This is a genomic window from Spirosoma jeollabukense, from assembly GCF_054777855.1.
Map to the genome: position 1 here is coordinate 1 of NZ_BAAHAD010000022.1, position 21,283 is coordinate 21,283.

Here is a 21,283-nt window from a genome sequence, read left to right on the forward strand (position 1 = left end):
ATAGTAGTATGTATCTCACGTCCTTGCCATGAGGGTGAGAAATCTATTGTCGATCTAGAAAGCAGGTTGTTGCTATTGAAGGTACAGAATTATCAGGTGGTAAGAGACTGTCTAAAATTTAAAATCGTCGAATCATAATGCGGATCATGGCCAGTTGAATCATAGCCTCTGAAACTTTTACCGAGCGTTCATAATCCACACTTAACCGACGCTGGTGAGTCAACCAAGCAAACGTTCGTTCGTCCACCCAGCGTTTGGGTAAAATAACAAACATCTTGATGCCAAACGGCTTACGAATAATCTGTAACATCCACCGGTAAGTTTTCTTAACCATCGTTTCAAATTCACCACTATAACCGCCATCAGCGAAAATAACGGCTAACCGTGGAAAATTAACCCGTAAGTGATTCAATCTAGCTAGTACAAAACTGGCTCCTCGTCGTTCATCAATGTCCGCCCGGTGAACCACCACTGCTAGTAGTAAACCTAGGGTATCGACCAGAATATGACGCTTACGGCCTTTTACTGATTTGGCTGCATCATAGCCCCGTTGGCCGCCAACCAGCGTAGTTTTGACACGTTGTGAATCAAGAATAGTAACCGAAGGACTCAACTTGCGCCTGGTCTTTTGACGTAGTTTTTCTCGTAGCGCATCGTTAAGTTCTTGCCAAATACCTAGTCGTTGAAACTTTCTAAAGTAATAATAGACGGTTTTCCATGGTGGAAGGTCAGTAGGCATTTGACGCCAGGGAATACCGCCTTTGACCACATAGAACAATCCATTCAGGACAATCCGTAAATCATGTTTACATTTTCGTTGGTCGGCCAGCAAGTCTTTGATAACTTGCCATTGGGAGTCGGTCAGATTGGTAGAATACATTGGTGGTTCTTTGTTTCTACCAACTTACTGGCTCCTTATTTTATTTACAAAACCATTTTTAGACAGTTTCTAAGATTAACAAAAGTAATAATCCCTCTAAGTTTTTTAGAAAGGGGGATCACCTATAAATGACTGATCTGATGAATTAATAATCATTCACGTCTGAAACCGTTCACGAAAAGGTTGTCTTATTCGAACGATTGCTATGAAAAGTACAAATTATAGAAGAGGTTGATCGTAATTGAAATTAAGGGCATAAATCAATAAAAATTAGTTGTCCGTTTAATCACTGATATTCAAACCACACCAATCAAGTCTTGCTCTTCTATTAAGGACAGGACTTGATCTGTGATGGTCTGATCTACTGAAAGGTTACATGACTGGCTGCCTCTAGAATAAAGCGGCTACTTTCTCAGGCTGAGAAACCATTGGTACGTGACTGGCTTTAAGTGTAAGGGTCGTTGCTTTAATCTTCTTGGCTAAGCTCTGTTGTAGATCGGGGTTGATCATGCGATCTTCGCTGACAGCGATGTACCAGGAAGGCTTACTCTTCCAGGCGGCTTTGGAGATCTTATCACCCAGTGCTTTTAGTGACCAAGGGCCCTGCGTTGCGAACAGAAGACGGGTTTCGGCTTCAGGCAGGTCCTGGGCAAAATCATCTTTGATGCCTTTGGCGGTTAGTGAAAGAAAGCCGGTAGCATCGGGTCTGATTTCTCCAGTACCTGGAGCTGGTGGAGCTGCCTGACTCATTTCGTCAAATGACTGTCCTTCATCTGGCGCACCAACTGCCACATACAATAGGCCAGCTACCTTAGGATCGTTACCCGCTTCGGTGATCACTGCGCCCCCCACGAATGACCAACTAAAAGCACGGGGCCGTTCTGTAGAGCGATGGCCCGTTTTGCAACTGCTGCGTCGTCGGCCAGCGATATCAGTGGATTTTGTACTGCAATAACGGTAAGACCCTTCGCTTCCAGCAGCGGAATCACTTTGGACTAGCTTGAGCCATCGGCAAAAGCACCATGAACGAGAACCACATTTGTCACACCCGTATTTGTTGATTGAGTGTTAGCTCCCGGAATCGTTGAAACTACCATGATAATACCAGTTAGTTCGCCAAGTGCGCGGGTAAGAGTGTACAAGATTGTGTTTAGCTAAAAGTTGACGTTACCCCATCGACATGCCGCCATCTACGATCAGTTCGGCACCCACTACAAACGATGAATCGTCCGACGCGAAGAACAGGGCGACTTTGGCAATTTCCTCAGGCCGACCAAAGCGACCCAGAGGGATAGCCTCGATAATCCCCTGATTCATTTGGGCTAGCTGTTGATCCGAAATGCCAAGTTTAGCGGCACTATGCAGGGACGTATCGACTGGTCCCGGGCTGATGGCATTGACCCGAATCTGTCGGGAAATCAGCTCGGTTGATAGATTTTTAGCCATCGTTAACAAGGCGCCTTTTGTGGCTGCATACACGCTCGCACCAGGTGCACCAACGTGGGCATTGATGGATGTATTTAAAATGATAGAACCGCCATTTTTGAAAAAAGGCACCAGCGCCTGAATGGTGAAATAAGCCCCTTTGAGATTGATGTTGACACTTTCGTCAAAGATGGCCTCCGACATGTTCTCGAAGGGCGCGAATTTGGCTACCCCTGCGTTGACAAACAGTACGTCGATACTGGAAAAATTAGCCTGCACAAATTCCGACAAATGGTTCACATTGTCCGGAATACTGGCATCCCAGACAATCCCATACGCTTTTTCACCTAGTTCAGGGGTGATTTGATCTAGGGACTCCTGATTACGTCCGGTTATCAGGACAGTAGCTCCCTGAGCGATAAATTCTTTGGCAGTGGCCAGACCAATACCGCTGCTTCCACCCGTAATGATGGCAACTTTGTTTTGAAGACGATTCATGGTTTATATTGAAGTAGGGTGACCGATTTAGAACGGATATTGCCGGGCAACTTTTTGAACACTCACCCATTGAACAGTCGTCAGTTCTTCCAGAATAAAATCACCGCCAAAGCGCCCCGTTCCCGATGATTTTTCACCCCCGAATGGCGTATGTACTTCGTCGTTAGCCGACTGGTCGTTGATGTGCATCATTCCCGTTTCCACCCGACGAGCCAATTGCATACCCCGGTAAATATCACGTGTATATAGAGCGCCACTCAAGCCAAAATCAGTTGCGTTGGCCAGCTCAATGGCTTCCTCATCCGTAGCAAAGGAGACCAGCCCTACCGCTGGGCCAAAAATCTCCTCCCTGAACACGCGCATATCCCTGGTTACGCCGGATAGAACGGTGGGTTGCAGGACATTGCCTTCGGCTACGTTTCCCGTTTCGACAACCGCGCCATCAGCTTGGGCACTTTGCAGAATAGCCAGAATACGCTGAACTGACTTATTGTCGATTAAAGGGCCCACCACGGTATGTTTATCCGCTGGATCACCGTACGGAAGTTGCTTTACCCGAGCGACAAATTTAGTCTTAAACTCTTCGTACTGGCTTTGGTGAATGAGAATGCGATTAGTTGCCATACAGACCTGCCCCTGATGCAGAAATCGACCAAACACCGCACCATCGATGGCTTTGTCTATATCGGCGTCATCCAGGACTATGAATACATTATTGCCCCCCAGCTCCAGGGCTGACTTTTTGAGGCCCTCCCCCGCAATGCGTCCGATCCCTTTTCCCACGGGCGTCGAACCCGTGAATGAAACCAGTCTCGAATAAGGATGAGCCGTAAAGTAATCCCCAATGATTTCGGACCGGCCAACCACAACGTTAAACACGCCAGCAGGCATGCCCGCTTCTTCCAGAAGTTTTGCAATGATTGTTCCACCCGTAACTAAAGACTGGGAGGCCGGTTTGACGACCATTGTATTGCCAACAGCCAAGGCCGGAGCAATCGTCCTCATAGAGAGGTATAAGGGAAAATTCCAGGGACTAATAAGGCTTACAACACCTAACGGTTTTCTATATACGTAGGTTTCTTTCCCATCAATTGTTGACGCAGTGGTACGGCCATGCATACGGGTAGGGAAGGAGGACGCTTCTATCAGAATGTCATGGGCTTGTTGCACCTCCAGCAAGCCCTTTACATACGTACTGCCTGTCTCCTGGGTCAGCCAATCAATAAACTCAGCCTGACGATCCTTCAGAATCGTAGCTGCTTTTAGTAGTATATCCCTACGAATGAGCGGATTGGTAGTCGCCCAGGTAGGAGCAGCCTGCTTGGCGGCTTCAAAGGCAGTATCTACATCAGCCGTTCCTGCCGAACGTAAGGTATGAATGACTTCATCCGTAAAGGGATTCAGGTTGTCAACAATGGCGTTTTCTTGCCCATCAACCCATTGTCCATTAATAAATTGCTTATTTAACGCTGTGTAGTGGAATGAGGCCGGTTGATCATCAGGGCCAATGGCTGCTTCTAAGGTTAGCATGATAGTAAGAAGATTAAACGGTTAACGAATTAGTTCGTGTACCAACAGCAAGTTTTGGTTTTACTTACCTGGAGTCTCTTTCGAAATGGTCTGAAGCAACGTGGTTGTCTCCGTTGGCATCGACAGGAAAGGGCAATGGCTGCTGTTAAGCGTATAAGTGTTCTTGATGCCGGCCACTGCCACCATTCGTTTTTGCAGATTTAACCCAACCGCATGATCCTGTGCGGTGTGAATGTAGTACTTGGTTACTTTACCAAAGTTGGCTGCTGTTAGCGTAACTGGATTGGTAAAGGGAATGAACGGTTCGGCCCGATAGTTATCGACCACCTGTTTTTTTACAGCATCCGATCCGTCTTGAATGAAGATGGGCGTTAAATGCTCGGTCTTGATACCCAAGGTAAGCTGATCGGCGGACGGGATTAATGCGGGTCCCAATTGCGAGGTGCTATCTGTGGAAGCCAGTGCCAGCAGGGATTGCCCATTGGCCGGTAAAAATGCGCCGATATACACCAGCTTGTCGATACGGCTGGGGATTTTTTCCGCAACGGCCGATACAACCACCCCACCCATGCTATGACCAACTAGTATCACATTTTCGGATAGAGCGTTTATGGCAGAAATGACCTTATCCCGGTATACATCCATCGATAAGGTAGCGGGCGACGTATTATCCGCTCCGTGACCGGGCAGTTCGACCACCACTACATGTTGACCTTGCTGTACTAACTGATCTTTAACGGCTTGCCAGGCGTAGGGTGCCTGCCAGGCTCCATGTACCAGCACGAACGTTTGGGGGGCGGGTGCAACGGCGTCATTTTTATGGCATGACAGCAGGGTAAAAAAAAGTGATATAAGCAGTAGCGATGAAAGGAATTTCGTTTTCATGGAGACTGATCAGTTATTGGGTTAGCGGAAGGGGAATTTGATTAATCGCTTATTTTCATGGACTTATTGACCGTTTCTGATTGAGGCAGTGTCTTGTCAATCCAGACCAGAATGTAGCCGGCATCTTCTTTCCAGGTAGGCTGACCCAGCACGAAGTGATTGCGCCCGTCAAATTCTTTGTAGTCCGTGATGGAATCGGAGTGCTGATATTTGAGGTAATTATCGTAATTGAGCGAGGCTGGAATGGTGTGATCTGTACTGCCTGATGTGAGCAGTAGGGGTGCATGGGGTTGGCTAAAATCAACGTGAGCCGCTGACGTGATGGTATCCCGAACGATTAGTTTGGATTCGGGTATGGCAAACTGGTCGTAAGCGGCTTTTTGCTGATCCAGCGGCATGCCATTGGTGAATGCATATTGCCAGTCCTCAAACGGCATCAGATACGGCTCGTCGGTGGAGGTAAAAAAACCTAACGCACCCCAACCGGATTTAAGAAATGACAGTTTGAAGGTAAAAATCCCCTGCGGAGGAACCGAGTGAATCGCAACGCCCGCTGCGCCAAGACCCCGTTGCAACAAAAGCTGAACCATCAGCCCACCGATGGAATGACCAATCAGGATAGGTTTATCAGGAAGCTGTTCTACAATCCGGGCGTAATAATCCGTCAGATCAGCCAGTCGGTTGGCTGCGATCCCAGGATCCGGATGGCGGTTTCGTAATACGTCGGCTGGGGCGTCTTTGTGGGGCCACGGAGGAGCGATGGTTGTATAGCCCTTCTGGTTAAAAAAAGCTTGCCATTGTTGCCAGCAATCGTTACTGACAAAGGCGCCGGTGATAAAGACAATGGATTGGGGACGAATAGGTTTCATGATGTTATTTGGGTAAAACAAGACTAGGATTGATATTCCTAAAGGAGTTGCTACGTGTCTGGTTACCAAGTGTTATACCAAACTATTAAGCCAAATCCGTAAAGAGATGTCTTACTTCCTGAAATACGGCCTAGCCGTTGATAGAAGTGGTTTACGGGCAAAAATGAACACAGACAGTTTCCCTTATTGCTTAAATAACCGGCTAAAAAATCTTAGTGGAATCTGGATAATACTGGAGACTTTTGGAGATTCTGGTAGATAACCTATCATCATTTAGGCTGTATCTTACTTGTGTACCTTTTTTCTTGAGTTGGCATTTAAATTGAATTAAGGCTTCTCATAACAAAGGCAACTCAGCCTCGGCTGATGCATTGAGTAGGGATGATATAGGCTAAAAACAAGTTGTTTACCAACCACTTGTCGGCTATTGTGTACTATCTTGAGTCAGTTTTCAAGCACCATGAAGTATCGGCTTCAACCTATAGAAATGTACTTTTTGCTTAAGCTGCCAACGCTTTTTCAGGAGAGCCTTCTCCATGCAAAACAGATGAATACTCTCAGAAAGCTTTCCTTACTATTTAGTATCATCCTGTTCTCCATCGAGCCAGCTTATACACAACTGACGTTAAACAAACCTATAGAGCAGATACAATCACAGTATCGTACGGTTAAATCAGGTGATAAGCACGTGGAGTTTTTACTGCAAATGGCCGATTATTATATGTTCAAAAATGAAGCAACTCGTAATGATATAGATAGCGCTTTTGTATTTATCAAACGAGCCGAAAAAGAGAGTGATGAACGTCATTCGCCGAAATGGCGAGAGGAGATACTTTACTTTTTAGGGGAGTACTATTGCAAAATAGGAAATATAAATGAAGGAGAACATTACTTTCTACAACTAACAGATGCTATTAATAAACAAAAATCTATTGAAAACCAAATAAAAATATGGCATAGAATAGCCTATTTCCTCCCTAAAGGTGATACGGTTGGCTTGACAAAAGAGAAATGTTTTCGACGCATAACCGCTTTGTATCAGCAATTAAATAATACGGTAAAAGTGTTAGAAACACAAATATACATTGCTGATGTTCATTTAGATCAGGACAAACTTGATCTGGCTGAAAGCGAATTCACCCAAATCCTGTCTAAATATAAAGCGATCCATTTTCCAAACCTGCATTATGTATATAACTTCCTTTCTGTTATTAATAATCGCAGAGGTGACTATAAAAAATGTCTACATTATTCACTGCTTTGTATTGAAAGTATGGAGAGGACGAATGATAAAATCGGCGCAGTCAATCTTTATAGCCGATTAGCCAATATCTACCATGAGTTGGGGCAAGCATCGAATTGTATAATTTATTACAAGAAAGTGTTCAGCTGCCCTATATCAAATCCTGTTGACTTTTATACAGTTAGAGAAGCCGGCTTGTTTGTTCGGGAACTAATAGCGCAAAGTAGATCCGAAGAAGCATTTAATTTTATTCAAACATTTTCAAAAGAGCATCAGCCGACTGATTACTACGGGAAAGCCAGTTTAGCCCGAACATTCGCTTATTATTATACTACTATTCATAATTCACCACTAGCAGAGAAATTTACAAAACAGATGATTGAATTTGCCAAACTTTTGGGCAAATTCAATGAGATCACAGGTGATGTTGAATATGATATTGGCTGTTATTACTTCGATAAAAAACAGTTTGTAGATGCCGGTATTCATTTTAGAAAAGCTTTATTCGAAGCGGACCATGTCCATGCCTTTACAACCATTCGGGATATTCAGAAAATGCTGTTTAAGGCCGATTCATCCAGTGGTGATTATCTGTCGGCCATCGATCATTTAAATCAGGCTCAACTGATCGATAATACGTTGTTTAGCGAAGCGAAAAATAAGCAGATTCAAGAAGTACAAATTAAATATGAAACTGCTAAAAAAGACTTAGATATTCGGTTGCTGACGGAACAAGGATTAGTCCAAAAAACACAACTTCAGCAGGCAAACAATTTAAAAAATGTTACTCTGGTCTGTGTCGTTCTTTTATTATTTATAGTCGCATTGCTCTGTAACCGGTACATTATTAAATTAAGAAATACTCAACGATTAGAGCGACACCAAAAAGAAATTAACGACAAAAATCAGTCGCTTCAGTCATTAGTCAGTGAAAAGGAATGGCTCTTGAAAGAGTTGCATCACCGGGTTAAAAATAACCTGCAACTAACCATTAGTCTGTTGCATACTCAGAGTAAATACCTCTCTGATCAAGGGGCAATTCGGGCTATTGAACAGAGTCAGCACCGGGTGCGTGCCATGGCGCTTATCCACCAGAAACTGTACCGCTCCGACAGCCTATCGCAGGTCGATATGCCCATGTATATACGGGAGGTGGTCGATCAACTAGAGGAGTCGTTTAATCACGACGAGCGGATCCGCTTCCACTATCAGTTGTCTCCACTAGAACTGGATGTCTCCCAGGCAATTCCGCTGGGGCTAATCATTACCGAAGCGATTACCAATGCCTTAAAATACGCCTTCCCAGCGGGTTATAGGTCTGACGAACCAGAGGACAGCATAAACGTGTCGTTGACTAAAGTGGACGCAGAAAATTACCAATTGGTCGTTCAGGACAATGGCGTGGGCTTACCGGATGACGTTGACCTTCGCCGTCAGGGTTCTATGGGGGCCAACATCATACGTCGCCTGACGAAACAATTGGGCGCTATACTCCAGATTGAAAACAGCGGGGGAGTTAGCATATCCGTTTCATTTCCGTTAATCAAACTTCAGCCGTATTATGCCCACGATAACTAATAACCCCGCTGTTACAGGAAGCATGAAAAATCCAGTTGCTCGGGTGCTTATTGTGGAGGACGAACTGCTTATTGCCGACAATTTGGAAGACATTCTGCTGGAAGCTGGCTATACTGTCGTCGGTATTGCCGTCAGTGTGCAGGAAGCTCAGGAACTTCTGGTTGATGGTCAACCAGATGTGGTGCTACTGGATATCTACCTGAAGGGTGGCGAAACAAGCTTAGACTTTGCCCGAATGTTGCGGACTCAGCACATTCCATTTATCTATATCTCGGCCAATGCGAATGATGGCGTTCTGGAAAAAATAAAAGCCACGCAGCCACACGGCTACATTGTCAAACCGTTCCGTACAAAAGACATCCTCTATACGCTGGAAATTGCCTTCTATCGCCACGCTCACAGTTTAGAGCAGAAGCTTCGGGAAGAAAAAATGCTTCAGATTTCGTTGACGAATGCGCTATCGGAGGCCAGCGATTGGACGCAAAAACTAGTAAACGTAGCGACCTATCTTCAGCCCTTTATTCCCTTCGATTTAATTACGCTCAGTCTTGATCAGGGAAAGACCACCCGGTCCTGCAGTTTCTTCCGGATCGGACTAAATGAATACCAGACCATTCAGCCGGTTGACTTTCTGCGGATGACTGGGTTAACGGAACAGAAGTACGATCTGTTACGGGCAGAACTTCCTGCCCATGAAAGCATTAGCCTGTTTAATGGAAACGAGTACGCGGAATCCTGTCAACGCTTTCGGTTAAAGCAGATCATCGCCAAAACATTCTCTTTACAAGCTAATTTACTGGCGACCATAGCCACGACGCAGGGAAGCAAATTTACGGTCTCCTTCTATAGCCGACAGCCGGATACCTACCTGCCTGATCACGTATCACTAGTTGATCGTATGCAGCAATCGGTTAGGCTTACACTGGAGCGTATGCTGGCTTTTGATGAGATCGCCCGGCTGAATGAACAATTGGGTAGGGAAAATAAGTATTTACAAGAGGAAGTAAAGACGACGGCCAGCTTCAATGACATTGTGGGTAAAAGCCCAAAGCTCCAGCAGGTGTTCAAACAGGTCGAGAAGGTTGCGCCGACCGGAGCGACAGTACTCCTGACAGGTGAAAGCGGTACAGGCAAAGAGTTGTTTGCCCGCGCTATTCATACGTTGTCGTTCCGGAACGATAAATTGCTGGTAAAAGTAAATTGCGCGACCCTGCCTGTTAACCTGATCGAATCCGAGTTATTTGGGCACGAAAAAGGGGCTTTTACGGGAGCCACCGAACGACGAATCGGGAAGTTTGAATTGGCGCATGGAGGTACCATCTTCCTAGATGAAATCGGAGAAATGCCCATAGACCTGCAAGCGAAGCTGCTTCGCGTGTTACAGGAAAAAGAATTTGAACGGTTAGGCGGTAAAGGAACCCTTCAAACCGATGTCCGGGTGATTGCCGCTACAAACCGGCACTTAGAAAAAGAAGTAGCCGAAGGGCGCTTCCGTCTGGACTTGTATTACCGATTGAGCGTATTCCCGATTCTGTTACCAGCCTTACGGGAACGGCAGGAAGACATCCCTTTATTGGCCCATTTCTTTGCGCAGAAGTTTAGCCAGAGAATGGGAAAATCGTATCAGGGGATTAGCGAAACAACCTTAACCGAGCTCATCAGCTACAGTTGGCCAGGTAATATTCGCGAACTGGAGAATATTATGGAGCAGGCCGTCATCATCAGCGACGGCTGTGACCCCCTCACGCTGGGCCGATCATTAGCTAATAACTGGATTATTAATAGCCCACTTTCTAGTGGGCCATCAACCTATACGCTTACAACTCATCCAAATCAGATTCCGCCAGGGACTACCGAACCAAAGACGTTGTCTGACGTGAAGAACAGGCATGAACAGGCCGAACGTGACACCATCCTATCGATACTTCAGCAAACGAATGGCAAAATTCGAGGTAAAGGGGGAGCTGCCGAGCTATTGGGGCTGAAACCTACCACACTGGAATATAGGATGGAGCGATTAGGGATCAAGAAGTAGCTGTTCAATTCATACATTTTTTGCTTCTCGTTTATAAAAGCCCATATACGTTATTAGCCATCACCAATCTTAACCAGTGGGCACTAAGCCTATTGAATAAAGAGCTAAATTTTAAACACGACAACCATGGATTTACAGCTTCGTGGCAAAACCGCCCTGGTCACCGGATCGACGGCGGGCATTGGCCTGGCCATTGCCAAAACGCTGGCGCAGGAAGGGGCCGAGGTCATACTCAATGGCCGGCACAAAGACCGGGTCGACGCCCTGGTCCGTCAGCTGACGGACGAATTACCCGGCACTCGCTTTCGGGGTATTGCGGCTGATTTTAGTCAGGTGACCCAAATTAACGCCTTGCTGGCGGCATTGCCCCAGGTGGACATATTGATTAACAACGTCGGCATCTTTGATCCGAAAGAGTTTGTCGACATCCCCGATGAGGACTGGTTGAAGTTTTTTGAGGTAAACGTCATGAGCGGGGTTCGCCTGTCCCGCCACTATTTCCCCCAGATGCTGGCCAACGGGTGGGGTCGTATCCTGTTCATCTCCAGCGAGTCAGCGCTGCAAATTCCAACGGAGATGATTCATTACGGCACGACCAAAACCGCTCAACTGGCGGTTTCACGCGGTCTGGCCGAATTGACCACCGGGACAGACGTGACGGTCAATACGGTGCTACCAGGCCCGACTTTATCGGAAGGCGTGGGCGATTTTATCGCCCGTATGGCCGCTAGAAGTAACGTGTCGGTCGCGGACATGGAAAAGGATTTCTTCAAACATGCCCGCCCGACATCTATCATTAAACGATTTGCCACTACCCAGGAGGTGGCTAACCTGGTGGCTTATCTGGCCAGCCCGCTGGCCTCGGCCACCAACGGAGCCGCCGTGCGGGTAGATGGGGGCGTTACCAAGACCATTGTCTGATGACTGCTCACCCCTGAAAAAGCCAGCAGATTATGTAGCTTTTTCAGGGGTGAAAACGCGTTCGCTCTTCTCGTCCAAAGAAGCTCATCTTGCCCTTATCAAATTGGGATAAAGTAACTGTTTTCAAACTCACTGATTGCAGAGCTAATTTGACTGCAACGGAGTATACGATTCATTTGTCTCCGCTACAATCAAACTAATCATTCTCTCTATCCACAAACCAGTTATACACGACTGTAACAAAACCCCCTACTTTTTCGCCATCAAGTTCTTCATTAGTTTCAAACTCTGGACCAAAACGTTCAAATAGACTCACAAACCCCATGTCCCGATCCGGGATTTTCTGTAGGATTTTACCGATCAAAGGAAGTGCAGCTTTAGCTATAGCTATCCAAGGAACTGCGTTAGAACCAAGTATATCAGCAACTTCAGTAAATTCATTTGAGCCCAATTCATCTTTGATATCATTAAGCACATCGCCTGCTTTCCGTACAGAACTTCTAGAGTGCCGCGTATACAAATGCACATTAAGCTCCCTGGAAGCAGGTAATTTTCTGCTCAGTAAAAATAATCCTTCAGCATTGGGTCGAGTGCCTTCAAAATTAATTACGTTATTCTGACTCGGAACAACTCTTATCGGATCGTTTGGAATCACAGTAACCACCATTTTCTCTGGATCGGTAGGATGTTCAGCTACTAGTACAAAGTAGATTTTCCACCTTTTTTTGGGCCTGTCAATTCGGATCTCGTTAATCTCTAAGCTTACTGCCGTCATAATACATTGCGTTTATAGTGGAACTTTCGTTATTAATGATTTAATAAGAATCAAATAGACCATTTTTAGATGCGCTAGTCAACGGGGTAATTCCCGTATTTTTTAGTCTTTTTAAGTTACATTTTGAAGGTCGTCATATCACTGCTTGTCAACAGGGCTAACAGGCTTTACGCATTACTAGGTTAGATACTGCTTTATGTAGCGCCCAGCGCTACGTTCAATCCCGTAGCCAGTCGTAGACTTCATGATGATTACCTACAATGTTGATCGGCTTTCGATAGGGAATAAACAACTCGTCGCTTATCGGCTCGTAGTCGCTATCAGGTACGTGGCTACTCTGTTGATCGTCTCCGGACTCCATCACTGCTTCGGGCTTACCTTTTCGTAGCAAATCCACATGTAGGCAGCAGCCATAGGCACTACACGCGAGCCGATCGGTTCCCAGTTTCTGAAACTCGGTTAAAGGAGTGTCTTGGCTCAATCCCTGAGTGAATATAAACCTCGTCGCCAACGTTGAAATCTGTTATCAAACGAACCTAAGACGGAGCAACCCCGCCTTGTTTCAGACTCAATGTAACGCATCCATTAACACCTTTCGGTACTGCGCCAGTTGCTCGGCCGACAACCCACTACCCCGGCTCCCGGCTACGTTGAGCACCCGGATCGGATGGTCGATTAGCCAGGTCCGCAGCTGATCCGCGGTTGGATTCACCAGGTAGGGTTTTCCTACCCGGATGCACGTATCGAGGGTGAGTTTGGTACCGCCCGTTACGTCGCCGAAGATCACCGTGCCGTCGGACTGCTGCACGTTGGCTCGGGTGCGTTTTTCGTAGTTGCCGGAGCTATGTTCTGTCAGCCCATAGGCGCGTAGCCGTTCATCGGGTCCGTTCTCCGTCAGGTAGCCTTTAGGCGCGAGGCCACCGGTGGGGATACCCAGCGAGCGGGCCACGTCCAGACCCAGTTGGTCGATACCCGTCTGGCCACCGGAGATGATACGTTGAAGCTGATTCATATGCATGATCATTGGCTGAGTAAAACCATCGAAAGAACTCGACTGACAATAGGATTAAAATACCGCTCGTATACTTTAGCTGAACTTGGAAAACAAATGGCCCTATTGGTGTTACTAGCCATAATGAAATCGCTAACGTAACCCGATTTACCTATGAGCAAAACCCGCAAAGACCGCTCTGATATTCAGGTCGGCAATCTCGAAAAGAAACGTAAGCTTCAGCCCGGTACCCTTCGCAATACCGATCAAAGCGATGCCCGGTCGGATAAGGAACTCGGTACGCTCCAGCGGGAGTATGGAGAACAGGCACTGGCTGGCACGTTGGACCCTGATGACAAGCCACGGAACCCAGATAAACCATAGATAGCCTGCTGCTGGCTTTCGTGAGAAAAAGTGCTAAATAAGGCTCAGGCTGTTGCAGGGTGCACAATAAAAGGGTCAAACCAGCGTTTATACATCAGTAAGCGTTTCAAGCCCCGATGGTCCAGCCATTGGGGCTTTTTTGTTTAGCTGACTGTAGCCGGGGTTGATTCCTTCAGGGCAGCAACCAACCTTATCCTGATTCGGACAATTGGGCTTAAAGATGAGCCAATAATAGGCTATCGCATCCAGGGTGACTTGTCGTTAGACGATAGAGCTACGACGCTGGACTTGCGCCTACCGACAAATACGGCAGCATAAATTCGGAGTTCCTGGCTGTTAAGCCTGCTGAAAAGTAAAGAGATGTTCTATGGTTCACTTTTGCCCTTTGTTTTTTAACATACGTGAAAAACAAGCGGGCCCTAATCCGTGACCTTTGAGGCAACAAAAAACATCTCGTCATGAAATCAACTCATCAAACCAGCCGCTTCGCGTCAAACCAAGTGGTAGAAACCGCCCGTTCGCTCCGTACGCTGTATTTTACCCGCGCAGCCTTCTCAATCGTCTGGGTGATACTAGTAGCCGCGTTGGCCAAAACTAATGCAACCATCGCCACGATCCTTTTTATCCTCTATCCGGCCTGGGACGCCCTGGCTACGTTCTTCGACATCCGGGCCAATCCGCCAACGGCCAATAAAACGCCCCAGTACGTAAACATCGCCATCAGTAGCACCACGACGGTAGCGGTTAGTATCGCCCTGCAAAAAGGCCTTCCTGAAGCCTTGATCGTATTTGGCGCCTGGGCCTTGCTGACGGGTCTGATCCAGCTCATCCTGGGTCTGCGTCGTCGGAAACAACTAGGTGCTCAGTGGCCAATGATTCTCAGTGGTGGCCAGTCGATGCTGGCGGGTGTATCCTTTATCGTTATGGCCCACGCGCCAAATCAGGGGATCACGACGCTGGCCGGGTATGCCGCCTTCGGTGCGTTTTATTTCCTGCTGTCCGCCTTCCGCTTGACCAGGACCATCAAAGCGGTGCCGGTTTTCGTCTGAACAGCCAGGATACGAACGATTATACATGATTATATACCCGTTGGCAGCACCTTGTGCCTGCCAGCGGTTTGGTCAATAGCCTTGCCACCAGGTTAAAGAATCACGGTTTGTCTTGTCCTAAAATCGCATGATGGTGCGGGTCCCCTTGCCTACCCGAGACAACTGGAGTAGGCAGGACGATACCGTAGGCTACGGAGTAGGGTTGACAGTTATTGAAAATAGGCAGCACAAGCCAGTAGGATTCAGACGTTTTAATGAACGGAGTTAGGACAACTGAACGGAGTGCCTACTTTTACTGACGGCCCACTTCGATCAATAGCGTACGGCTGCCTGTTCGGCCTACAAAAATGATCAACTCATTCGGAAGACCAGATGTGACCATGAACCGAATTCGGTTTATAAGCTGGCAAGCTGGCAAGTCGATGGAGGGACTATGCGGTCAATTGAACGACTGCCGAAATTCCAGCGGAGACAAATTCGTTTTTGATTTGAACAATTTGCTAAAGGACTGGGGGTGTTCGAAGCCCAACTGATACGCTATTTCACCCACTGTCAGCGTGCTAATGGTCAATACTTCTTTGGCTTTCTCGATGAGTTTATGGTGAATATATTGCTGGGTATTTTGCCCCGTGAGCGACCGCAACAGATCGCTCAGGTAGCGGGGCGAGACCTGTAATTCGTCCGAAAGAAAATGAACCGTTGGCAATCCCTTCACCAGGGCCATTTCATCCGTAAAATAGGTATGTAGCAACAGGTCCAACTTCGCCAGCAAGGTATTATTGAGGGACTTACGGGTAATGAACTGGCGCTTGTAAAACCGCTGACTATAGTTGAGCAATAACTCCAGTTGCGAGATCAAGACATCCTGGCTGATATCATCGATAGCTGTTTCCAGTTCATCGCCGATGATTTTGCCGATAGCAGCGATAATGCGCTTTTCTTTGTCCGAAAGATGGAGCGATTCGGTAACCGAATACGAGAAGAAACCATAGGTTTTAATCTTGGTATCCAGCGGATAATGGCGCAGAAAATCGGGATGGATCAATAAGGTGAAGCCAGCAGTTGAATCACCCGTTTGCAAGCCGGTTAATGGCTGTCCGGGTGAAGTGAAAAACATACCGCCATCATCGAAGTCATAGGTGGTTTGTCCATACTTCATTTTGCAGCCTGCCGATTCATTATAGGTGATGTGGTAAAAGTGCATCATGAACGCGGGGGTCAGCATGTCAGCCGTGATTTTCACGTGGCTATAGTCCAGTAGGCTGATCAGCGGATGCAACGGCTGTGGCAGGCCAAAGGCCCGTTGCATTTCGCCAATTGAGTGGTAGACGCGTAGTTTGTTGAGTGGTTCTCCTTTCATACGTATACAAAGTAATGGCGGGTGCAAAAGGGTAACACCTTGCACCCGCCAAGTAATTCCTGAGCGGGTGGTCAGGCGTCGGCCAGCATTTGCTGAATCCCTTGCCTAAAAGCCTCATCCCCAGCGGCCAGCCGCTGGGCATACAGGGCTTTTGCATCGTCGCCACAGACATAGCGCAGATTGGTTGTGCCATCCGTAGCCGCTCCATACACAACCTGGGCAATCTGCTCGGCGGTAGAAACCGCTTTATCGGGCGTTACTAACGCCCTAAATTTATTCATCAATGGTTCGTAAGCCGGGTGAGAAGCAAAAACGGTTCTATCGCCTATTTCAGTCGCCACCAGACCCGGTTCAATGGTTTTTATGCCAATACCGAATTCCGCTAATTCATACGATAGGCTTTCGCTCCAGCCTTCCAGTGCCCATTTACTGGCATCGTACAGGGAACTGACCGGGAAGCCCATCAAACCAGCCGAAGAGCCCGTGGTAATAAAAAGCCCGGCTTTCTGCTGCCGGAAGTAGGGAATAAAGGCCTGCGTCACCCGAACGACGCCCAGAAAATTAGTATCCATCTGCCGGACGATCTGCTCATCGCTAATGGCTTCCAGGGCACCCAGTAAGGCATAGCCGGCATTGTTGAACACCACATCTATTTGGCCCAGCGCCAGCGCCTTCTGTGTCGTTTCGTTAATCTGTTCCCTGTCCGTTACATCCAGTGGAAGTAGGGTTACCTTGTCCAGCTTATGGAGCTCATTTTCGTTTTCCGGTTTACGCATGGTCGCAATCACCTGCCAGCCTTTGGTTGCAAATAGCTTAGCTGTAGCTTTCCCGATTCCAGCTGAAGCTCCCGTAATAAAAATAGTCTTTGCCATTTCTTCTCGTTGTTATTTCGAGTGGCAAAACTCCTTCACCAAGACTTAGGACACGTAGTAAAACTGGTAAATCTTGTAGTCAAAATGGGGAAGTGTCTTGCCCTGGAAATAAACCGACGTTTAATTGAACGATTTTAAAAAAGGGCAGGGGTATATTTAAATAACTAGCAGCCATCTCTGTAGCCCATTGGCCAGCAATTATTATCAGGATTTGGAAGAAAGTGATTGCTCAAAAAGACTCGCTGAAATTTATTTTGAAATAATTCAGTTATATTCCTGCAAAACTTCATAATGTTATGATAACGCCATCCGTGAAGCTATCTGGTCTTGGCTGGGGCTTTTCTACCACTGACCTAATTCTACAGGCTCGTCAAAAATTACCTCGTAGTCGGGTTGATGAAGTCGCCCTGTTAGGAGGACTAACCAAAAAACAGATGGCGCTTGTTTTGGGAGTCACCGAACGGAACTTGTATAATCATCATCAAGGGGAATTATCGGTTCCGCTTTCTGAGCGGCTATTATTGTTAGAGAAACTATTTCAGCATGGACTTGCCATCTTTGATGGGCATCGGGAGGGATTTTATACCTGGCTTCGTACACCCTTAGCCGAGTTAGCTACCCCTGAGGTAGGATTTGCTTCCTCGGTGACCGAGTATGTTCCCCGTCCTATAGCCGAGATGGGTACGAAGCAAGGTCCCCCCGATTTGTCAGCTGCAGCCCAGGCTCGTCAGAAACGATTGATCAACCATAGAGTAATCGCTGGGGGACCTATTCCGCCTTATCCAACTCCTTTATCCTTACTGGATACGGTTACTGGCTGTAAACTGGTTGATAATGTCTTTACCCGTATTGAGGCCGGGGTATTTAGCTAAGCTCGGTAGCAATCAGCAACTGGTGTGGAGGTATATCGTATATTAAAAGAGCCTTATTGGCATGACCCGCTCTCGGTAGTTGGGGCTGAGATAGCTGGTGGACGGTGGAATCCACCTGGTGTGGGCATTCTCTATACGGCCAGCTCACCCGCCTTAGCCTTGCTGGAAACGTTAGTTCATTTTCCTAAAATACCCTACGACCAACTACCAGCCTTACGCATTTTTACATTACAAATTCCAGCGAATGAAGTCCGTTGGATCTATTCTGATTTGCTGCCTGATGAGTGGGCTTATCCAACGGCTTTACCCGTGACGCAGTCGATTTTTGCGGAATGGTTGCAAAATCCGCTTGACTTGGGACTGGGCGTCCCCTCAGCGGTTATGGACATTTCTTATAATGTGCTACTGCATCCCAAGCATCAGCTTTATCAGGACATTACTATTTTGGGTAGTCAGGATCTGATTCTGGATCAGCGGTTATGGAACGGTCCAATTTCCTGAAGGGCGAATATAGCATTCAACCGGACGATTAGTTGAACGACAGCAGGGTAAATTGGATCGTTCTCTACTTAGATACCTCTTGTTTTGGTATACCTGGTCAGGGCTTGCTGGCCGGTACGTTTTTGTTACCGCCTTTATATGTTAGTCCTTCATTGTACCTAAATAAACCGTAGCCCACTCCTTCCTCATATCCCGGTACATCTTCTTTCTGGTTTTGAACGGCAGCCTCTGACAGGGGCGTGGTAAAAGGCATTTTACCTGTTGGACTAAACTTGCCCGTCACAATGTCCAGCAGTGCGTCAGGTGTCGTGCCAAACGTGGCCAGAACGCCCTTAATGGAGCGGCTGGCATCTTTCCGGTAGATTTCGTCGATGACCCAGGGATTGCTATAGTTAATTGCCAAAATGGTCGGTTTCTTAACCAGCAATGAATTGACATAGGCGACGTCGATTGAATTCTTGGATAAGGACAGATAAATCGGCGACCCATCCGACGCGAACAGGGGCTTAGCCGAAGGCTTTAGCCACAGTAGGATCACATCCGCTTCTTCGGGCGTAGCCACAAACGTAATGGGGTACTTTCCATCGTTGGCCGTAAAGCTGGCAGCCGCTGTTACGGAGCCACCAGCCCTGGCGCCATTAGCTTCGAAATACACTTTCGTTTGGGGCTTGAGGGGCAGCAGGTCCGCTTCATTGCGCAGCAGAACAATGGACTTACGATGGGCCAGATCGGCTTTCGCCTGAAATTGCGTGTTCCCTACCAGGCGTTCGGCGGCAGCTTCATCCACATAGGGATTTTCGAAAAGCCCCAGGTTGAATTTTTCCAGTAGCAGCCGAAGCACCGAATCGTCGATTAGTTTGAGGTCGACCAGCCCACTTTTGACCGTAGCCAGCAAATTAGCCGGGTCAGCCGTACCCGAGTAGAGGTTAACGCCCGCTTCCAGGGTTCGTTTATAGCGCTCCTGAATGGAGAGGTTTTCCGCGCCCCAGGGCATCATTTCAATCGGCCCTGTGTCGGAATTAATGATACCGGTAAATCCTAATTCGGTCCGTAACAGATCGTGAATAACGGCCCGGTTGTAGGCGTAGGCAATGGGTTCATACTTGGTGTTAGCCGGTAGAGAATAATAGGGCATAATAGCTGAAGTGCCCGCTTTGATAGCGGCTTTGAAGGGAATCAGGTTGTTGGTAAACTTGCCCCCTGGAAAGACTTCTTTCTTTCCCCAGTCGAAGTGAGGATCTTGTCCTTCCTGTCCCGACCCTCCCCCGGGAAAGTGCTTGGTGGTCACCGCCACCGAGCCCGGGCCGAGTGTTTTGCCTTGAAAACCGTACACAATTTCAGTCATCATCTGAGCTGCCCACTGAGCATCTTCCCCAAAGGTACCTTCAATGCGCTGCCAGCGGGGTTCGGTGGCTAAATCAGCCATGTACATATACCCTTTCCGCAGGCCGACGGCCGACCATTCCTGGCGGGCAATGTCAGCAAACTCCCGCACCAGTGTCAAATCACGCATGGCTGAGAGGCCTAATTCGCCGGGCCAGGCCGAAAAAACCGTTTTACCCACGCTGGTGCCAATGGCAGCTGCCCCGGTAATGTGGTTACGCGGATTGGATGCGATAATGGCCGGAATTCCCAAACCGTCGCTTTCGCAGAGCGTCTGGAGCTTATTGGCCCATTCGGCAGTGGTACGAGCACTCACATTCGCTCGTAAAATGAAGTGACGCAGGTGATATTGAGTAACGGCTTTGGTCGTACCCGCTGCGTTCATGATCGGCGTCGGCAGGGGTTTACGGGTAAATATGTTCTGGCTGGCCACCAAATCCTCTTCATTGAAATCGCTGGTAATGGGCTCTTTAGATGGAGCCGCTGCAAACGACTGGTCGTTTTTCATACGGGTGGTACTAATGAGCATGAAACCGACCTTTTGCTCGATTGACATTTTTGCTAACAAGTCGCGACTGCGCTCCTGAGCAGACAACCGCCAGTCTTCGTATTTGTCGAGCTGGCCATTCCGGTTCAAATCTTTAAACTTGAGGCCACCCTGCTCCAGTAGTTTTACCGATCGCACGCCCAGAAGGGGTTGTTTAGGCGCAGATTTTGACTGGCTAATGGCTTGATTCGTGAGCAACACAAAAGCCACTACCAAAAGCCTTATCCTGGGTATCGGCATAATGCTATAGGTCCGACCAAGAAAGATTCTTTCCTGGCTAGCCTTCATCGGTTTCGAGCAGATCATTAGGAAAAGTAGTTAGACGAGGGATGGCGTTCCGTACCTGGTAAGCTTTCTAGGAAAATTTAGGCACTTGACAAGTGAGAAAGTCCATACGAATCCTATTCTAACTATAGGCTAAAAAATGTTCGTTGACTCATTCGGCTAAGGAGAAAACACAACCTAATGATTCGACCACCCTAAATAACATACCCCAATGAAGTAAACTTAGAAAGCAAACCCTCTGATTTGGGAGTGAGCATAATCCGCAAATTGTAGTTAGCAGGCATTAAATTTTTTCAATGTCTTGTCCTAGGGCGTGTTGACAATTAGGTAAAAATAGGTCTGTTTGGCAACTTTGCACTATGCGACGCTATGAAATTACCGACCAACAATGGGCAAAAAT

19 protein-coding genes are annotated in these 21,283 nt (G+C 47.4%); 7 read left to right on the plus strand and 12 right to left on the minus strand.

The annotated features are described in order from the left end of the window. Positions 1-118: 118 nt before the first annotated feature. The 6 genes from ACYVEA_RS33420 to ACYVEA_RS33445 all read right to left on the minus strand — a co-directional run bounded on the left by ACYVEA_RS33420 (position 119) and on the right by ACYVEA_RS33445 (position 6,087). Complete coding sequence (locus tag ACYVEA_RS33420; RefSeq protein WP_461117722.1) at positions 119-880, minus strand: IS5 family transposase; 762 nt, start codon at positions 878-880, stop codon at positions 119-121. Between the two features lie 390 nt (positions 881-1,270). Next, positions 1,271-1,732: an alpha/beta hydrolase gene (locus ACYVEA_RS33425; RefSeq protein WP_461117723.1), complete on the minus strand. Its 462-nt coding sequence runs from the start codon at positions 1,730-1,732 to the stop codon at positions 1,271-1,273. A 315-nt stretch (positions 1,733-2,047) separates the two neighbouring features. Continuing rightward, positions 2,048-2,803 (minus strand): SDR family oxidoreductase, encoded by a 756-nt coding sequence (locus ACYVEA_RS33430; protein WP_461117724.1) that lies wholly within the window; start codon positions 2,801-2,803, stop codon positions 2,048-2,050. A 27-nt stretch (positions 2,804-2,830) separates the two neighbouring features. Continuing rightward, positions 2,831-4,333 (minus strand): aldehyde dehydrogenase family protein, encoded by a 1,503-nt coding sequence (locus ACYVEA_RS33435; RefSeq protein ID WP_461117725.1) that lies wholly within the window; start codon positions 4,331-4,333, stop codon positions 2,831-2,833. 60 nt (positions 4,334-4,393) lie between these two features. Then, on the minus strand, positions 4,394-5,218 hold the full coding sequence (locus ACYVEA_RS33440; protein ID WP_461117726.1) for an alpha/beta fold hydrolase: 825 nt from the start codon (positions 5,216-5,218) through the stop codon (positions 4,394-4,396). Positions 5,219-5,259: 41 nt separating this feature from the next. Beyond that, the gene (locus ACYVEA_RS33445; protein WP_461117727.1) at positions 5,260-6,087 is read right to left on the minus strand and encodes an alpha/beta hydrolase; all 828 of its coding nucleotides are present in this window, start codon (positions 6,085-6,087) and stop codon (positions 5,260-5,262) included. Between the two features lie 460 nt (positions 6,088-6,547). Here ACYVEA_RS33445 and ACYVEA_RS33450 point away from each other — a divergent pair, with 460 nt between their 5' ends. The 3 genes from ACYVEA_RS33450 (at position 6,548) to ACYVEA_RS33460 (ending at position 11,864) form a co-directional block, all read left to right on the plus strand. Further along, positions 6,548-8,908 (plus strand): tetratricopeptide repeat-containing sensor histidine kinase, encoded by a 2,361-nt coding sequence (locus ACYVEA_RS33450; protein WP_461117728.1) that lies wholly within the window; start codon positions 6,548-6,550, stop codon positions 8,906-8,908. After that, on the plus strand, positions 8,892-10,943 hold the full coding sequence (locus tag ACYVEA_RS33455; protein ID WP_461117729.1) for a sigma 54-interacting transcriptional regulator: 2,052 nt from the start codon (positions 8,892-8,894) through the stop codon (positions 10,941-10,943). Before ACYVEA_RS33450 ends, ACYVEA_RS33455 begins: the two co-directional genes overlap by 17 nt. Positions 10,944-11,069: 126 nt before the next feature. Beyond that, positions 11,070-11,864 carry an SDR family NAD(P)-dependent oxidoreductase gene (locus ACYVEA_RS33460; RefSeq protein WP_461117730.1) on the plus strand — a complete coding sequence of 265 codons (795 nt, stop codon included), beginning with the start codon at positions 11,070-11,072 and terminating at the stop codon, positions 11,862-11,864. 196 nt (positions 11,865-12,060) lie between these two features. Here ACYVEA_RS33460 and ACYVEA_RS33465 read toward each other — a convergent pair whose 3' ends face one another. The 3 genes from ACYVEA_RS33465 to ACYVEA_RS33475 all read right to left on the minus strand — a co-directional run bounded on the left by ACYVEA_RS33465 (position 12,061) and on the right by ACYVEA_RS33475 (position 13,651). Continuing rightward, positions 12,061-12,639, minus strand: a complete 579-nt coding sequence (locus ACYVEA_RS33465) for a hypothetical protein (protein ID WP_461117731.1) — start codon at positions 12,637-12,639, stop codon at positions 12,061-12,063. A gap of 217 nt (positions 12,640-12,856) precedes the next feature. Next, a complete protein-coding gene (locus ACYVEA_RS33470) occupies positions 12,857-13,120 on the minus strand; it encodes a hypothetical protein (RefSeq protein ID WP_461117732.1) in 264 nt (87 codons plus the stop codon). A gap of 87 nt (positions 13,121-13,207) precedes the next feature. Continuing rightward, positions 13,208-13,651 (minus strand): YpsA SLOG family protein, encoded by a 444-nt coding sequence (locus ACYVEA_RS33475; RefSeq protein ID WP_461117733.1) that lies wholly within the window; start codon positions 13,649-13,651, stop codon positions 13,208-13,210. Positions 13,652-13,804: 153 nt separating this feature from the next. Between ACYVEA_RS33475 and ACYVEA_RS33480 the strand changes: the two genes are divergently transcribed. Together ACYVEA_RS33480 and ACYVEA_RS33485 are read left to right on the plus strand one after the other, a co-directional pair. After that, the gene (locus tag ACYVEA_RS33480; RefSeq protein WP_461117734.1) at positions 13,805-14,014 is read left to right on the plus strand and encodes a hypothetical protein; all 210 of its coding nucleotides are present in this window, start codon (positions 13,805-13,807) and stop codon (positions 14,012-14,014) included. Between the two features lie 458 nt (positions 14,015-14,472). Continuing rightward, complete coding sequence (locus tag ACYVEA_RS33485) at positions 14,473-15,063, plus strand: DUF308 domain-containing protein (protein ID WP_461117735.1); 591 nt, start codon at positions 14,473-14,475, stop codon at positions 15,061-15,063. 439 nt (positions 15,064-15,502) lie between these two features. Here ACYVEA_RS33485 and ACYVEA_RS33490 read toward each other — a convergent pair whose 3' ends face one another. Next, a complete protein-coding gene (locus ACYVEA_RS33490) occupies positions 15,503-16,423 on the minus strand; it encodes a helix-turn-helix domain-containing protein (protein WP_461117736.1) in 921 nt (306 codons plus the stop codon). Positions 16,424-16,494: 71 nt separating this feature from the next. Continuing rightward, complete coding sequence (locus tag ACYVEA_RS33495) at positions 16,495-17,295, minus strand: SDR family oxidoreductase (protein ID WP_461117737.1); 801 nt, start codon at positions 17,293-17,295, stop codon at positions 16,495-16,497. Between the two features lie 296 nt (positions 17,296-17,591). Between ACYVEA_RS33495 and ACYVEA_RS33500 the strand changes: the two genes are divergently transcribed. Beyond that, on the plus strand, positions 17,592-18,167 hold the full coding sequence (locus ACYVEA_RS33500) for an antitoxin Xre-like helix-turn-helix domain-containing protein (protein ID WP_461117738.1): 576 nt from the start codon (positions 17,592-17,594) through the stop codon (positions 18,165-18,167). A 24-nt stretch (positions 18,168-18,191) separates the two neighbouring features. Continuing rightward, positions 18,192-18,668 carry an RES family NAD+ phosphorylase gene (locus ACYVEA_RS33505; protein ID WP_461117739.1) on the plus strand — a complete coding sequence of 159 codons (477 nt, stop codon included), beginning with the start codon at positions 18,192-18,194 and terminating at the stop codon, positions 18,666-18,668. 97 nt (positions 18,669-18,765) lie between these two features. Here ACYVEA_RS33505 and ACYVEA_RS33510 read toward each other — a convergent pair whose 3' ends face one another. Further along, the gene (locus ACYVEA_RS33510; RefSeq protein ID WP_461117740.1) at positions 18,766-20,838 is read right to left on the minus strand and encodes a glycoside hydrolase family 3 protein; all 2,073 of its coding nucleotides are present in this window, start codon (positions 20,836-20,838) and stop codon (positions 18,766-18,768) included. Positions 20,839-21,283: the final 445 nt, after the last annotated feature.

Excerpts from the sequence above, each read along its gene's own strand:
- ACYVEA_RS33420 (WP_461117722.1), bottom strand. The coding sequence starts at position 880 with ATGTATTCTACCAATCTGACCGACTCCCAATGGCAAGTTATCAAAGAC.
- ACYVEA_RS33430 (WP_461117724.1), bottom strand. The coding sequence starts at position 2,803 with ATGAATCGTCTTCAAAACAAAGTTGCCATCATTACGGGTGGAAGCAGC.
- ACYVEA_RS33435 (WP_461117725.1), bottom strand. The coding sequence starts at position 4,333 with ATGCTAACCTTAGAAGCAGCCATTGGCCCTGATGATCAACCGGCCTCA.
- ACYVEA_RS33440 (WP_461117726.1), bottom strand. The coding sequence starts at position 5,218 with ATGAAAACGAAATTCCTTTCATCGCTACTGCTTATATCACTTTTTTTT.
- ACYVEA_RS33445 (WP_461117727.1), bottom strand. The coding sequence starts at position 6,087 with ATGAAACCTATTCGTCCCCAATCCATTGTCTTTATCACCGGCGCCTTT.
- ACYVEA_RS33450 (WP_461117728.1), top strand. The coding sequence starts at position 6,548 with ATGAAGTATCGGCTTCAACCTATAGAAATGTACTTTTTGCTTAAGCTG.
- ACYVEA_RS33455 (WP_461117729.1), top strand. The coding sequence starts at position 8,892 with ATGCCCACGATAACTAATAACCCCGCTGTTACAGGAAGCATGAAAAAT.
- ACYVEA_RS33460 (WP_461117730.1), top strand. The coding sequence starts at position 11,070 with ATGGATTTACAGCTTCGTGGCAAAACCGCCCTGGTCACCGGATCGACG.
- ACYVEA_RS33465 (WP_461117731.1), bottom strand. The coding sequence starts at position 12,639 with ATGACGGCAGTAAGCTTAGAGATTAACGAGATCCGAATTGACAGGCCC.
- ACYVEA_RS33475 (WP_461117733.1), bottom strand. The coding sequence starts at position 13,651 with ATGAATCAGCTTCAACGTATCATCTCCGGTGGCCAGACGGGTATCGAC.
- ACYVEA_RS33480 (WP_461117734.1), top strand. The coding sequence starts at position 13,805 with ATGAGCAAAACCCGCAAAGACCGCTCTGATATTCAGGTCGGCAATCTC.
- ACYVEA_RS33485 (WP_461117735.1), top strand. The coding sequence starts at position 14,473 with ATGAAATCAACTCATCAAACCAGCCGCTTCGCGTCAAACCAAGTGGTA.
- ACYVEA_RS33490 (WP_461117736.1), bottom strand. The coding sequence starts at position 16,423 with ATGAAAGGAGAACCACTCAACAAACTACGCGTCTACCACTCAATTGGC.
- ACYVEA_RS33495 (WP_461117737.1), bottom strand. The coding sequence starts at position 17,295 with ATGGCAAAGACTATTTTTATTACGGGAGCTTCAGCTGGAATCGGGAAA.
- ACYVEA_RS33500 (WP_461117738.1), top strand. The coding sequence starts at position 17,592 with ATGATAACGCCATCCGTGAAGCTATCTGGTCTTGGCTGGGGCTTTTCT.
- ACYVEA_RS33510 (WP_461117740.1), bottom strand. The coding sequence starts at position 20,838 with ATGCCGATACCCAGGATAAGGCTTTTGGTAGTGGCTTTTGTGTTGCTC.